The following is a 14,499-nucleotide window of genomic DNA, read 5'->3' as shown; positions in this document are numbered from 1 at the left end:
CCGGGACCGGCTGCCCGCGGATCACGGTGACGGCCGCCGGCCGGTCAATGGTGAGGAACCGAGCCGTGGCTGCCCGGTACGCTGGGGTTGTTTCACGTGAAACACGCACCGTGAGACACCGCCCCCGATCCGCGAAGACTGGATGAACGACGATGCATCGGTACAGGTCCCACACCTGCGGCGAGCTCCGCTCCTCTGACGTCGGCACCGACGTCCGGCTGAGTGGCTGGCTGCACAATCGGCGCGACCTGGGCGGCATCCTCTTCATCGATCTGCGCGATCACTACGGCATCACCCAGCTCGTCGCCCGGCCGGGCACCGAGGCCTACCAGGCGCTGGACCGGCTCTCCAAGGAGTCCACGGTCCGTGTCGACGGCAAGGTCGTCTCCCGTGGTGCCGAGAACGTCAACCCGGATCTGCCCACCGGTGAGATCGAGGTCGAGGTCGGCGAGGTCGAGCTGCTCGGCGCCGCCCAGCCGCTGCCCTTCACGATCAACACCGAGGACGGTGTGAACGAGGAGCGACGTCTGGAGTACCGCTTCCTGGACCTGCGCCGCGAGCGCATGCACCGCAACATCATGCTGCGTACGGCGGTGATCAGCGCCATCCGTCATAAGATGACGGCGCTCGGGTTCAACGAGATGGCGACCCCGATCCTGTCGGCCACCTCCCCCGAGGGTGCCCGCGACTTCGTCGTCCCCTCCCGGCTGAACCCGGGCCGGTTCTACGCCCTGCCGCAGGCTCCGCAGCAGTTCAAGCAGCTGCTGATGATCTCCGGTTTCGACCGCTACTTCCAGATCGCGCCCTGCTTCCGTGACGAGGACGCGCGTGCGGACCGCTCGCCGGGCGAGTTCTACCAGCTCGACGTCGAGATGAGTTTCGTCGAGCAGGAGGACGTCTTCCAGCCGGTCGAGAAGCTGATGACCGAGCTGTTCGAGGAGTTCGGCGGCGGCCGCCATGTGACCTCCCCGTTCCCCCGCATCCCGTTCCGCGAGGCGATGCTGAAGTACGGCTCCGACAAGCCGGACCTGCGCGCCCAGCTGGAGCTGGTGGACATCACCGATGTCTTCGAGGGGTCGGAGTTCAAGGCGTTCGCCGGCAAGCACGTCCGCGCGCTGCCGGTCCCGGCCGTCCAGGACCAGCCCCGCAAGTTCTTCGACCAGCTCGGCGACTTCGCCGTCACGCTCGGTGCGAAGGGCCTGGCCTGGGTGCGGGTGGCCGAGGACGGGTCGCTGACCGGCCCGATCGCCAAGTTCCTCACCGAGGAGAACGTCAAGGTCCTCACCGAGCGGCTCAGCCTGGTGCCGGGCCATGCGGTGTTCTTCGGGGCGGGCGAGTTCGACGAGGTCTCGAAGATCATGGGCGCGGTGCGGGTGGAGGCCGCCCGCCGCGCCGGGCACTTCGAGGAGGACGTCTTCCGGTTCTGCTGGATCGTCGACTTCCCGATGTACGAGAAGGACGAGGACACCGGCGCGATCGACTTCTCGCACAACCCGTTCTCCATGCCGCAGGGCGGCCTGGAGGCCCTGCAGACCCAGGACCCGCTGGACATCCTGGGCTGGCAGTACGACATCGTCTGCAACGGCGTCGAGCTGTCCTCCGGCGCGATCCGGAACCACGAACCGGAGATCATGCTCAAGGCCTTCGAGATCGCGGGGTACGACCGGGAGACCGTCGAGGAGCAGTTCGCCGGGATGCTGCGCGCCTTCCGCTTCGGTGCCCCGCCGCACGGCGGTATCGCCCCCGGTGTCGACCGCATCGTGATGCTGCTGGCCGACGAGCCCAACATCCGCGAGACGATCGCCTTCCCGCTCAACGGCAACGCACAGGACCTGATGATGGGCGCCCCGACCGAGCTGGACGAGGCCCGGCTGAAGGAGCTGCACCTGTCGGTGCGCAAGCCGCAGCCGAAGTAGCCGCCCGCATCCCGGGCAGCACGACACACGCCAGGGGCCTAGCACCGGAGTGACCTCCGGTGCCAGGCCCCTGGCGTGTGTCGGCGGGGTTTCCCCTGCCTCGCCACGAGAGGTCCTCCTACTTCGCCACGAACTGGGTGAGGATCGCCTGGACCTCGTAGATGTCGACGCCCTTGGTGAAGGTCTTCTGGATCGGGGTCTGGGAGCCGGAGAGCCAGATCTTCAGCTCCGCGTCGAGGTCGAAGGTGCCGGCCGTCTCCACGGCGAAATGGGTGATGCTGCGGTACGGGACGGAGTGGTACTCCACCTTCTTTCCGGTGATGCCCTGCTTGTCGACCAGGATCAGCCGGCGGTCGGTGAACAGGATCGTGTCGCGGATCAGCAGATACGCGGCGTGCACCTGCTCGCCCTGACCCAGCAGCCGGGCGTACTCCTGCTGCGCCTGGGCCGGGTCGATGCTGTGCGCGTTGCCGAACAGTGCCATGGATGATCCCCCCATCTGTGGGGCTTCGCCGGTCGGCGAAGCCCTGCGGTTCTGGTCACATGATCTTCACTGACCGGACGGGGCGTCCATGGCGGGGCGGTAACGGACCGGGAACAGCGCCCCGGTCCGTCCGGGTGCTACTCGGCGCCGCCGAAGCGGGTCTTGTAGGCCTCCAGGTCGTCGTCCGTCAGCTTGGCGAACAGCACCGGCGGAACGGTGAACGGAGTGCCGGCCGGGACCTCGGCGAGGGTGCGGGCCTCCTCGGCGGTGACCCAGGTCGCCGTGGAGCCGGGCAGGTCGAAGGCCGCGCGCATCGCCGCCGCGGTGGCCGGGATGAAGGGCTCCGAGACCACCGCGTACAGGTGGATCAGGTTCATCGCCGTGCGCAGGGTGAGGGCCGCGGCGTCCTGGTCGGTCTTGATCTCCAGCCAGGGGGCCTTCTCCTCCAGGTAGGAGTTGCCCGCGGACCACAGGGCGCGCAGCGCCGCGGCGGCCTTGCGGAACTGGATGGCCTCCATGTGCTCCTCGTACTCCGCGAGCAGCCGGGCGATCTCCGCACCGAGCACCCGCTCCGCCTCGCCGGGCTCCCCGCCGGCCGGGACCGCGTCGCCGAAGCGCTTGCGGGAGAAGGAGAGGACGCGGTTGACGAAGTTGCCGAGGGTGTCGGCGAGGTCCTTGTTGACCGTGGCGGTGAAGTGCTCCCAGGTGAACGACGCGTCGTCGGACTCGGGGGCGTTGGCCATCATGAAATAGCGCCAGTAGTCGGCGGGCAGCACCTCGAGCGCGTCGTGGGTGAAGACGCCCCGGCGCTGTGACGTGGAGAACTTGCCACCGTAGTAGTTCAGCCAGTTGAACGCCTTGATGACGTCGACCTTCTTCCACGGGGCGCGGGTGCCCAGCTGGGTGGCCGGGAACATCACGCTGTGGAAGGGGACGTTGTCCTTGCCCATGAACTGGGTGTAGCGGACGTCCTTGTCCGACTCCCACCACCACGAGCGCCAGTCCCGGTTCTCCGGGTCCTGGTCGGCCCACTCCTTGGTCGCGCCGATGTACTCGATCGGGGCGTCGAACCACACGTAGAAGACCTTGCCCTCGGCCGCCAGGTCCGGCCAGGTGTCCGCCGGGACCGGGACGCCCCAGTCCAGGTCGCGGGTGATCGCGCGGTCGTGCAGCCCCTCGGTGAGCCACTTGCGGGCGATGGAGGAGGCGAGGACCGGCCAGTTGTCGGCGCGCTCGTCGACCCAGGCCTCGACCTCGCCGGCGAGCGCCGACTGCAGGAGGAAGAGGTGCTTGGTCTCACGGATCTCCAGGTCGCTGCTGCCGCTGATCGCGGAGCGGGCGTCGATGAGGTCGGTGGGGTCCAGGACGCGGGTGCAGTTCTCGCACTGGTCGCCGCGGGCCTTGTCGTAGCCGCAGTGCGGGCAGGTGCCGACGATGTAGCGGTCCGGGAGGAAGCGGCCGTCGGTGTTGGAGTACACCTGGCGGATCGCGCGCTCCTCGATGAACCCGTTGGCCTTCAGCTCGCGGGCGATCTCCTGCGTGATCTCGTGGTTCTGCGGGGAGGAGCTGCGGCCGAAGTAGTCGAAGGCCAGGTCGAAGCCGTCGTAGATCGCCTTCTGGGCGTCGTGCGCCTGGGCGCAGAACTCGTCCACCGCGATGCCCTGCTCCTTCGCGGCCAGCTCCGCAGGGGTGCCGTGCTCGTCGGTGGCGCAGATGTAGAGGACGTCGTGGCCGCGCTGGCGCAGATAGCGGGCGTAGACGTCCGCCGGGAGCATGGACCCCACCATGTTGCCCAGGTGCTTGATCCCGTTGATGTACGGAAGGGCGCTGGTGATGAGGTGTCGAGCCATCGCGGGCTGCTCCCAAGTCGCTACGTGGGGTGACCGGCGCCGGATCCGGGCGCCTGTCATTCGTTCTTCGAACCTTGAAATCGTAGCCGACAGGGGTGGGCCGCCCGCTTCCCGTTCTGAGGGGTGGGAAGCGGGCGGCCTGCCCGGGGTGGGGTGTGGGGTGCGGGGCGAGGGCCTACGGGCGCCAGGAGGCGAGGATGCCCTCGTACAGCTCCTTGTCGGTCAGCTCGCGGGGGGTCTCGCCGGCGAGGAAGTACGTCGTGTTGCCCGTCTTGAGCCTGCGGAGGTAGTCGAACGCCTTGTTCTCCGGGTCGCCGAACGCGACGAAGGAGAAGTGGACGGACGGGTGGCTCTTCGCGGCGTCCGTGAGGGACTGGGTGGCGGGGGTCTTGGCGTCCGGGGCGCCGTCGGTCTGGAACACCACCAGGGCCGGGGCGGCGGGGTCGGGCGTCTTCTCGTGGAGGGCGATCACCTCGGCCACGGCGGCGTGGTAGCTGGTCCGGCCCATCCTGCCGAGGCCGGCGTGCAGGGTGTCGATCTTGTTCTCGTGGTCGGAGAGGGTCAGCTCACCGGTGCCGTCCAGTTCCGTGGAGAAGAAGACGACGTTCACCGTGGCGTCCGGGTCGAGGTGGGCGGCGAGAGCGAGGGTCTGCTCGGCGAGGGCCTGCGCGGAGCCGTCCTTGTAGTACGGGCGCATGGAGGCGGAGCGGTCGAGGACGAGGTAGATCTTGGCGCGGGCGCCGGTGAGGGCGTGTTTCTTCAGTGCGGCGGCGGCCGCCTTGTGGGCCGTGGCCAGGCCCGGGGCCCGGGAGCGGAGGCGGGCGGGGGTGAGTACGGGGGTGGCGTCGGCGGGGTTCGGGGCCTCGGCTTCGCCTTCGGGATTCCCACCCGCACCACCTGTGCGGGACGCGTGGTCGGGTGCGGGCGGCCCCTGTGGGGCGGTATCGCCGTCGGCGGCTGCCGGTTCGGCGGCCGGTTGGGTCGCGGGTTCGGCGGCAGGCTCGGTGGCCTCCTGCTGCGGGTCCGGGTCCGGGTCCGGCTGGGGCTGGGGCTTGGGCTGCGGGTCGGGGTCCGGGTCCGGGTCCGGCTGGGGCTTGGGCTGCGGGTCCGGGTCCGGCTGGAGCTTGGGCTGCGGCTGCGGGTCCGGCGCGGGGGCGGGGGCTGACTGAGGCTCCTGTCCCTGCTCCCGCTCCTGCTCCTGCTCCTGCTCCTGATCGCGCTCCCGCTTCTGCTCCGGGGTCTGCTCGGGGGTCTGGGCCGTCGCGGCGGAGGAAGGGGCCGCCGTCGGCTCCGGGGCCGGTGCCGGCTCCGGCTCCGGGGACGTGTCCGGGGGCGTCTCACGGGTCTGCCGCGGCTTCGGGGCGTCCGGGCCCGAGGACGGCTTCGGGACCGTGACATCGACCCTGTCGAAAGCGGCCGAGACCAGGTCGTGCTCATCCCTCGACGGGCGCGGCTCCGGGACCTGGGCGGCGGGGGACGGCTCCGGCGCCGCGGGCTGGGACGGAACCCTCGGGGGTGTGGCCGGTGCCGGGTCGGCGGCCGGTGCCGGGGCCGCCGGCTCCTGGTCCGCGGCCCGTTCCTGCGAGGGTGCCGTCTCCTGCGTGGCCTCCTCGGCCTGGGCGGCCCGTGCTTTGCGGGACCGTCCGAACGCGTTCCGCAGGAGAGTGAGAATGCCCATGTGCGCAACCCTTCGCGTGAGTTGTAGCCCGTCAATCCCTGGCCAGGACGGACACGTAAGGTTAGCGGCCCCGGCGGGTGATCCTGGGCACGGTCTGGCACATCCGTACCGCCCACGTCAAGGGGAGTATCCGCCCTGCCTGGGAGGACACGCCGGTTGGGTGGTCAACTTGCCTGCGGTTGTGCGTGGTTCACTTTCTGTTCATTCAGGCGCCCGACCGCCGCACATATGTGCCCCTACGGTCGCGCTGTCACCATGGGCACCCAAGGGGAGAGAACAGTGCGCAAGCTGCTGCCGTTGATCGGAACGCCGTCCGAATCGCACCCTGGCGGCCGGTCCGCCATGACGTGCCGGTTCCGGTGTGGGGACGCCTGCTTCCACGAGGTGCCCAACACCAGCACCAACGAATACGTCGGTGACGTCATCGCCGGCGCCCTCAGCCGCCGCTCGATGATGCGCGCCGCCGCAGTGGTCACCGTCGCCGCGGCCGGTGCCGGGGCGGTCACGGTCGCGGGCGCCTCCGAGGCGCAGGCGGCCCCCGCGGCCGGACGCGACCACGGACACGACTGGTGGGGGCCCAAACGGGACGGGGCCCGCGGGCTGCGGTTCACGCCCGTGGCGCCCAACACCGAGGACGCCGTCGTCGTCCCGGAGGGCTACCGCCAGGACGTCGTGATCCGCTGGGGCGAGCCCATCCTGCGCGGCGCCCCCGAGTTCGACCCGGAGAACCAGACCGCAGAGGCCCAGGCCGGCCAGTTCGGCTACAACGTCGACTTCCTCGCGCTGCTGCCGCTGCGCGGGGAGCGGGGCCGGCAGCTTCTCGTCGCCAACCACGAGTACACCGACGAGATGCTGATGTTCCGCGACTACGACTCCGACAACCCCACCCGGGAGCAGGTCGAGATCGCCTGGGCCGCGCACGGGCTGGGCGCCGTGGTGGTGGAGGAGGACCGCCGCAGCGGCCGGCTGACGCCGGTGCGCCGCCACCGCCTCAACCGGCGCGTCACGGCCACCACCGAGTTCCGGCTCACCGGCCCCGCTGCCGGCTCCGACCTGGTCAGGACCTCCGCCGACCGCAGCGGCCGAAAGGTCCTCGGCACGCTGAACAACTGCTCCGGCGGCACCACCCCGTGGGGCACCACGCTGCACGGCGAGGAGAACTTCAACCAGTACTTCGCCAACGGCTCCAGCGCCACCGACAAGCGCTACGGCATCGGCACCGGTGCCACCGGGCGCAAGTGGGAGCGTTTCGACAAGCGCTTCGACGTCGCCCAGGAGCCCAACGAGGTGCACCGCTTCGGGTACGTCGTCGAGCTCGACCCGTACGACCCGGACTCCACCCCGCGCAAGCACACCCTGCTCGGCCGCTTCAAGCACGAGGCCGCGACCGTGCGGATGACCTGGGACGGCCGCCCGGTCGTCTACTCGGGTGACGACGAGCGGTTCGACTACTTCTACAAGTTCGTCGGCAGCAAGCGGATGCGGCACGGCAGCTCCCGCTGGGCCCGCGAGCACAACCTGTCGCTGCTGGACGAGGGCACCCTGTACGTCGCCAGGCTCTCCGGGGACTCCCCGTCGTTCGAGATCGACGGCACCGGCAAGCTGCCCAGCGACGGCGAGTTCGACGGCAGTGGCGAGTGGGTCCCGCTGGTCACCGCCACCGAGGACGGCGCCGTCTCCCACGTGGAGGGCATGACGGCCGAGGAGGTGTGCGTCTTCACCCGGCTCGCCGGTGACAAGGTCGGCGCCACCAAGATGGACCGCCCCGAGGACATCGAGCCCTCGCCGAAGACCGGCAAGGTGTACGTCGCCCTCACCAACAACTCCAACCGCGGCAGGTCCGGCTACGCGGGCCCCGACGAGGCCAACCCGCGCAACAGCAACAAGCACGGTCACATCCTGGAGCTGACCGAGCGCTGGAACCGGGCGGACGCCACGCGGTTCGCCTGGTCGCTGTTCCTGGTCGCCGGCGACCCGGAGGACCCGGCCACCTACTTCGCGGGCTTCCCGAAGGACCGGGTCAGCCCGATCTCCTGCCCGGACAACGTGGCCTTCGACGACCACGGCAACCTCTGGATCTCCACCGACGGCAACGCGCTCGGCAGCCACGACGGCCTGTTCGGCGTGGCCACGCGCGGCCCCCGGCGCGGTGAGCTGAAGCAGTTTCTGACCGTGCCGAACGGCGCCGAGACCTGCGGCCCGATCATCCAGGACCGGCGGGTGCTGGTCGCCGTGCAGCACCCGGGCGAGGTCGACGGCGCCTCGGTGGAGAACCCGGCCAGCGCCTGGCCCGACGGGCCCGGCAAGATCGTGCGCCCGGCGGTCGTGGTGGTCTGGCGCGAGGACTGCCGCCACATCGGCGTCTGAGCCGGGGGTACGACGCCTCCGTACGGGCGCGGCCTGCCGCTCAGTCGCGCCCGTACAGCGTCAGGTCGACGACGACGGCCCGGTGGTCGGTGTCGGCGAGGTCGAGGAATCGGACGTCGCGCGCCGAGAACTCCTCCGACACCAACACATGGTCGATCTGTGCGCCGAACGCCGGTGCCGTCCGGGACGGCCAGGTGGGTGTCCGGTCGGCGCCGGCCAGCCGGGCCGCGTCGCGCAGGCCGGTGTCCAGGATGCGCCGGAAGGCGGCGTGGTCCTGGGAGGCGTTGAAGTCGCCGGCGAGGAGGAGGGGCGTGCCGGTCCCGCGGTTCCCGGCCGCGGCGTCGCGCAGCGCGGCCAGCTCCGAGCGCCACAGGCCGAGCTGGTCGGGCAGGGGTGGCATGGGGTGCGCGAGCTGGAGGCGGACGGGGCTGCCGTCCACGTCGGCGACGGCGCCGGGCATGCCCATGGTGCCGGGGACACCGGCGGTGCCCTCGAGCGGGAAGCGGCTGAGGATGACGGAGCCCTCGGAGCCGCCGCCCTCGACGGCCCGCCGGTGGGGGTAGTCCTCCGCGAGATCGCGGCGGAGCGCCGCATCGCAGGTGTACTCGCACTCCTGAACGAAGACGAGGTCGGGTCTCTCGCGGCGGACCGCGTCGGTCAGGGCGCCGGTGCCCTGACCGAACTCGACGTTGGAGGTCAGCACCCGCAGCTCGGCCACGGGACGTCCGACCGGGTCGCCGGTTCTGCCGTACGGCTCGATGAACCAGGCGAGCAGTCCGAGCAGGGCGACTCCCCAGACCGCGCCCGTCCACCAGCGGGCCGCGAGTGTCAGCAGCAGCCCGGCGCCGGTGGGGGCCAGCAGCCACGGCAGGAAGGCGAGCAGCTGGGGGACCGGGGTGACCCCGTCGCTGTCGGCGATCCGGAAGCCGACGACCACGCTCACCCCGGCGAACAGCAGCGCGGCGCACCAAGCGGCGAACCTGCGCCCGCCCCGGCGGCGCCCGGGCGCCTCACCCGGGGCCGGCCATGCGCCCGCCGTGGTGTCCGTGTCCAAGTCCCGGCCCCTTCGCTCGCAGATACCGACTGCCGCCCCGACCCCCCTGAGGGACGGCCGGTACGCCCGAAAGGTTCCAGCGACCGGCCGCTACCGGCGCCCCGGCGGGGCCGGCCGCGCGGGTGTGCCGGGGACGGGTCCGCGCGGGCTTCCCGCGGACTTGCCGGTGCGGGCTCCGGCGGGCGGTCGGCCGTGGGATCAGATGCGCGGTCGGCGGCGGCGCCGTACCGGGCCGGTGCGGGACGTGAGCCAGGAGGCCAGGGCCACGGTCAGCCCGAGGGCGACCAGCAGCCACGCGGCGGTGCGCAGGGTGGCCGTGAGGGCGTCGTAGACCGCGCCGGCGGCCGGGGCGTGCACCGTGCCCGGCACCTCGGCGAGGGTGAACCGGCGCCCGATCACCACGGCGACGGCGAGCAGCGCGCCGCCCAGCGCGGTGCCGAGCCCGGCGGCGGTGAGCGCGCGCCGCCTCCGGGCGGCCAGGGCGATGCCCGCGAGGGCGAAGACGACGGCCGCCAGCGGCAGCCAGAGCGCGGCGAGGTCCAGCACGCGGTACCCCTTCCTCAGCCGGTCCGTCTCCGCGGCCGGCAGCACCGTCACCGCGGTGTGCCGCACCGGGATGCGCCGGGCGAACGGCACCTGGTCACGGGTGAGCCGGTGTTTGACCCGGGCGGTGACGGGGGCCAGGTCGACGGTGACGGGGCGGCCGGTCGCACGGTCGTCCCGCAGGGCGCGCAGCACGGCGCCGTGCACCGTGCGGTTCGCCGCGTCCCAGCCGGTGCGGAAGGCCTCGGTCGCCGTGAACGACCGCGCCGCGTCCTGCAGGAACGGGCGGACGCTGCTGTGCATCGGCCCCGGCGCCAGCTGGTCGGCGACCCCGTTGCCCACGGTGTCCGCGACGGCGTCCCGCACATCCGGGTCGGCGGCGAGCGGCGCCATCGCGGAGACGTACCGGCCGGTGTCGCCCAGTCCGTGCACCGCCCACACCGCGAGCGTGCCGCACGGCGCCAGCAGACAGGCGAGGGCGACGAGGGCGGCCGACAGGGTGTTGCGCAGACGGTGGGACACGCCTCAAGGCAACCCCCGGCCCGGCGCGCCCCGCGAGCGCGGCGACTGCATCCGGGGGTGTCGGAGCACCGGACGGGGCAACGGCGGCGGGCGCCCTCCGCGGGGCCGGGGTTCCCTTCTTCCCGGCGGGCTGCCGGGCGCGGTGGTGCGTGCGCCGGGGCCGCGCGTCGGACGGCTGTCCGGGGCCCTACCGGAGCCCGGACGGGTCGATCGGCCCGACGGATGGTCACCGGGAGGCCGAGCCGGGGCCGCTGCCGGGTGGGGCAGCCGTGGCGGGCGGAGTCATCGGGAGAGCGAGCCTGCGCCGTCGCGGGGCGCGCGCCGGGTCGGTGCCCGCCGGGCTGGGCGCGCCGCCGAGCCCGGGGTCGTACGCGGGCCGGGTCGTTCCCTGGTGGGCCAGGCGGCTGCCGTGCTGCGTGGGTCGAGGGGCGGCGGACGGACGGCTACCAGGGGGCGGGCGGTCCGGGTGGCCGGCCTCCTGGTAGCGGGCCGGCGGTCCGGGTGGCCGGCCGGTCCGGTCGGGTGGGGTGCCGGGCGGCCCGGCCGGAGGCAGCAGAGGCTCAGCCGGTGCGGTGGCCCGCCGCGTCCTCGTGTGTGTAGTAGCGGTAGAACAGCGCAGCGAAGAAGGCCGCCGCGACCAGCAGTGACAGCCCCGTCGACAGCAGGACGCTGCTGCCGGTCTGGCTGTACAGGAAGCCGAAGGCACAGCCGGCGAACGCCGCCCACAGCACCGCGTGCAGCTCCCGCCGCAGCCGCGAGGCCACCTCCCGGACGACCACGTACGCCACCGCGAACGCGAGCGCGGTCAGAAAGCCGAAGAGCAGGTTCCACCCGGTGATGGGCCCGCCGGCCCGCCGGTTGGATGCCGCCCAGTAGCCGTACACCAGCCCGAGGACCACCGGCAACGCCCACTTCGCGACCAGGTGGACGCCCGGTCCGAAGACGTCGGGTGTCCGCGGGCCCTGGCCCCGGCGGATCGCCGGGGCACGGCCGGACGCCGGTACCAGCTGAGCCATGGCAGCACTCCTCTCTCCTCGCCCCCTGCCCCTACCAGCGCACACCGGCGTGCGCCGACCGGCAAGTCAGGGTGCGGGTCCGGAGGGCTCGTGGTTCGCTGAGCTGGTGGTGAGGGGTCGCGACCGCGTACGGCCGAGCGTGGAACCGCGGCTGCTCGGCCGGATGGTCCACGCGCCCGGCGGAAACAGCCTCATGCCCCGGGAACGGCTGCTCAGCGTGCGCGGACACAGCGTCGCCTGGCTGCCGCCGCTGCTGGTGCTGGTCGCCATCGCGCTGATCGACGCCACCACCGGGGTGTTCGGGATGATCGCCTGGACCGTGCTGGTGCCCGGGATCGCCGCCGCCACCTGCGGGGTGCGGACCACGTCCCTGTTCGCGATCCTCTCGCTGGTCACCTACAGTCTCGCCACCACCGTCTGGCGGCACCGGGACGAGACCGGGCTGGCCGGCTTCGTCCTCGTCGCCGTGGGCGGGCTGCTCGCCACGCTGGCCTGTGTGGTCCGGGTGCGCGGCGAGCGCCGCATGCTGCACATGCGGGACATCGCCGACACCACCCGCAGCGTGGTGCTGCGCCCGCTTCCGTCCGGCTGGGGCGGGCTCGACCACGCTGCCGTCTACCTCTCCGCCGACACCGAGGCCCGGGTCGGCGGCGACTTCTACGACATCCAGCCGGGCCCGCACGGCACCCGCGTCCTCCTCGGCGATGTACAGGGCAAGGGGCTGGGCGCGGTCGAGGCGGCGGCGGCCCTGCTCGGCACGTTCCGCGAGGCCGGCTACCACGAGCCGGAGCTCGCGACGGTCGCCGAACGGCTGGAGGTGCGGATGCTGCGGCACCGCTCGCACACCGCCGCCCTCGGCCGCTCCGACGGCGACCGGTTCGCCACCGCCGTGCTCCTCGGGTTCCCGGAGGACGCGCCCGACTGCGTGGACGTCGTCGTCTTCGGCCACGAGGCACCGCTGGCGGCCGGACCGGGCCGGTTACGGCGGCTTGCGCCCACCGGCGGCCTCCCACTGGGCTTCGCCGCCCTCGGCTCCGGCCTGCCCCCGGTGTGCCGGATGGACCTCGCCCCCGACGAGACGCTGCTGCTGGTCACCGACGGGGTGACCGAGGCCCGCGACCGCGACGGGCGCTTCTACCCGTACGCCGACGAACTCGGCCGCGCCGTCGCCGCCGACCCGCGTCTGACCGGCCCGGACCGGCTGGTCGCCTTCGTCCGCGACGGCGCCCTGCGCCACTGCCGGGCACGGCTGACCGACGACACCACGATCTTCGCGGTCCGACGCCTGCGACGCTGACCGCCGAACCGCCACGCGGGTGGGTGGCCGCGTGGAACACCGGGCGGTGGCGTGTCCTCCGTAGGGGCGAGTCCGTCGGCACGGGCACCGCTTTGCAGCCGCAGCGGTTACGGTGCTGCCGTACGTGATCGACGGGGAGCGACCGGGAGCGACAGGGGTCGCCAGGGGGAGGGGACATGCCCGGAACCGTGCTGCTGCTCGCGGCCTCGCCCGTGGGCCGGGGCCGGCTCGTGGACGCCGCCTCCGTGCTTCCCGTACTCGCCGCCGTGCCGCCACCCGTGCTGTCCGGCACGGACACGGCCAACGTCGTCGAACTCGCCGACCCCCTGGAACCGCAGGCGGTGCTCACCCGGCTGCGGGCCGCCGCAGCCGCCCCCGGACCGCTGACCGTGTATGTCACCGGACAGCTCCACCTGGACCGCCGCCAGCGCCTGCCGCACCTGGCGCTGGCCCGCACCACCCCGGCGACCGTCCGCTACACCGCCCTGCCCTGGCAGTGGATCCGTGAGGAGCTGCGGTTGCGCCCGGCGGGTGCGACGACCCTGCTGCTGGATCTGCACGCGGACCGGGAGACCTGGGAGTGGCTGCGGGCGCACCCGTTCGACTCGGGCCGCAACAACGCCGTTTACGGGCGCATCGCGCCGCCGCCCGTGCGGCGCACGGTGGCGGTCCCGACGTACATGCGCGGTGTCGCGACGATTCTGCGCAGCGGCCACCGCCCGCCGACGGACCGGCTGCACCAGCAGGCGCTGGCCCGTGCCGGGGCCGAGAGCGGCGGCGGTGCGGGTGCGGCCGGTGCCCCGGGCGCCGGTACGGAGCTGGTGTTGGCGGCGCCGGGACCGGTGCCCGGCGATCCGCACGCCGCCATCGCCGCCGCCGTCCAGGCCGGCCGGCACGACGACGCCGACGCGCTCGCCGCCCGGCACGAGCAGGCCGCCGGGCGGATGCACGGGCCGGCGTCCGAGGACGCGCTGCACTGGACGGAGGTCCGGGCCGACCTGGCGATGTTCGCCGGGGACCCGGTGCGCAGCTGCCGCACCTGGCTGACGGTGGCCGAGGCCCGGCTGGGCGCCGGCCAGGCCCCGGACGCGCCCGCCGTAGAGGCCGCCGTGGACCGGGCCCACCACCAGTGGGGCCGCGTCGGCGATCCGTCCCGGGCCCGCGAACTGGGGATCCTGCTCGCCCGGGTGCGCGGCCGGGTGCCCGGCCGGCGCGAGGGCGCGCTGGACCACGTACGGCGGGAACTGGAGCGGCTCCGGGCGCAGCAGGCCCCGGTCTGACCGCGTCCCCGGCAGGGCGGGCGCGCTGCCGTGCGGGCCCCGTGCATGCCCCGTGTGTGCCCCGTGCGCAATCGGCGCAGGAACCCTCCCCTCCGTCCGACAGCACTGCCATGATGGTGAGTTATGGCTGAGGGGGACGGAGTGGCCGTGCGGGGTGTCCGGGTGCGACTGGACAGCACTGCCACCGAGAGTGACATCGGGGCTCTGCGGAAGTGGCTGGAGCGGGAGCAGCCGCTCGACGAGCTGGTCCGCGCGGGCAGACTGCACATCCACGAACGGCCCGCCTCCGATCCGGCGCCCGGGGCGCCGATGGGTGTCGGCATGGAGATCGTGGTGGCAGTGGTCCAGGGCGCCACGGGCGTACTGCTGCACGAGCTGGTGCAGACGGTCAGAAGCGCCGTGCAGGCCTGGCGGGCCAACCGCCGGGGGGTGGAGGACGGTGAGCCGCCCACGGGCCGTGTCGATCCGGTGGACCCCGACGACAGGTAGACC

11 protein-coding genes are annotated in these 14,499 nt (G+C 72.9%); 5 read left to right on the top strand and 6 right to left on the bottom strand.

The window, feature by feature from the left end:
• Positions 1–152: 152 nt before the first annotated feature.
• The gene (aspS, locus tag V5O46_RS25630) at positions 153–1,916 is read left to right on the top strand and encodes an aspartate--tRNA ligase (RefSeq protein WP_332887063.1); all 1,764 of its coding nucleotides are present in this window, start codon (positions 153–155) and stop codon (positions 1,914–1,916) included.
• A 118-nt stretch (positions 1,917–2,034) separates the two neighbouring features.
• Here aspS and V5O46_RS25625 read toward each other — a convergent pair whose 3' ends face one another.
• The 3 genes from V5O46_RS25625 to V5O46_RS25615 form a co-directional block, all read right to left on the bottom strand.
• Entirely contained in the window at positions 2,035–2,400 is a 366-nt protein-coding gene (locus V5O46_RS25625; RefSeq protein ID WP_332887062.1) for a PH domain-containing protein, read from the bottom strand.
• Positions 2,401–2,537: 137 nt separating this feature from the next.
• The gene (gene metG, locus V5O46_RS25620) at positions 2,538–4,250 is read right to left on the bottom strand and encodes a methionine--tRNA ligase (RefSeq protein ID WP_332887061.1); all 1,713 of its coding nucleotides are present in this window, start codon (positions 4,248–4,250) and stop codon (positions 2,538–2,540) included.
• Positions 4,251–4,425: 175 nt separating this feature from the next.
• Positions 4,426–5,928 carry a VWA domain-containing protein gene (locus V5O46_RS25615; RefSeq protein ID WP_332887060.1) on the bottom strand — a complete coding sequence of 501 codons (1,503 nt, stop codon included), beginning with the start codon at positions 5,926–5,928 and terminating at the stop codon, positions 4,426–4,428.
• A 279-nt stretch (positions 5,929–6,207) separates the two neighbouring features.
• Here V5O46_RS25615 and V5O46_RS25610 point away from each other — a divergent pair, with 279 nt between their 5' ends.
• Complete coding sequence (locus V5O46_RS25610; RefSeq protein ID WP_332887059.1) at positions 6,208–8,295, top strand: PhoX family protein; 2,088 nt, start codon at positions 6,208–6,210, stop codon at positions 8,293–8,295.
• Positions 8,296–8,335: 40 nt separating this feature from the next.
• Here the strand turns inward: V5O46_RS25610 and V5O46_RS25605 are convergent, their stop codons facing one another.
• The 3 genes from V5O46_RS25605 to V5O46_RS25595 form a co-directional block, all read right to left on the bottom strand.
• Entirely contained in the window at positions 8,336–9,349 is a 1,014-nt protein-coding gene (locus V5O46_RS25605) for an endonuclease/exonuclease/phosphatase family protein (RefSeq protein WP_332887058.1), read from the bottom strand.
• Between the two features lie 198 nt (positions 9,350–9,547).
• Positions 9,548–10,414, bottom strand: coding sequence for a hypothetical protein (locus V5O46_RS25600; protein ID WP_332887057.1), 867 nt, complete (start codon positions 10,412–10,414; stop codon positions 9,548–9,550).
• Positions 10,415–10,974: 560 nt separating this feature from the next.
• Positions 10,975–11,430, bottom strand: a complete 456-nt coding sequence (locus V5O46_RS25595) for a transglutaminaseTgpA domain-containing protein (RefSeq protein ID WP_332887056.1) — start codon at positions 11,428–11,430, stop codon at positions 10,975–10,977.
• 193 nt (positions 11,431–11,623) lie between these two features.
• Between V5O46_RS25595 and V5O46_RS25590 the strand changes: the two genes are divergently transcribed.
• From V5O46_RS25590 to V5O46_RS25580, 3 genes are all read left to right on the top strand, one after another.
• Positions 11,624–12,727: a PP2C family protein-serine/threonine phosphatase gene (locus V5O46_RS25590; protein ID WP_408649055.1), complete on the top strand. Its 1,104-nt coding sequence runs from the start codon at positions 11,624–11,626 to the stop codon at positions 12,725–12,727.
• A gap of 176 nt (positions 12,728–12,903) precedes the next feature.
• Positions 12,904–14,007: a hypothetical protein gene (locus V5O46_RS25585; RefSeq protein WP_332887055.1), complete on the top strand. Its 1,104-nt coding sequence runs from the start codon at positions 12,904–12,906 to the stop codon at positions 14,005–14,007.
• Positions 14,008–14,130: 123 nt separating this feature from the next.
• A complete protein-coding gene (locus tag V5O46_RS25580) occupies positions 14,131–14,496 on the top strand; it encodes a hypothetical protein (RefSeq protein ID WP_332887054.1) in 366 nt (121 codons plus the stop codon).
• The last annotated feature ends 3 nt before the right edge of the window (positions 14,497–14,499 follow it).

This window comes from Streptomyces poriticola (assembly GCF_036689765.1).
GTDB lineage: Bacteria > Actinomycetota > Actinomycetes > Streptomycetales > Streptomycetaceae > Streptomyces > Streptomyces poriticola.
The sequence above is the reverse complement of the archived record's forward strand: the minus strand, read 5'-3'. Positions and strand labels throughout refer to the sequence as shown.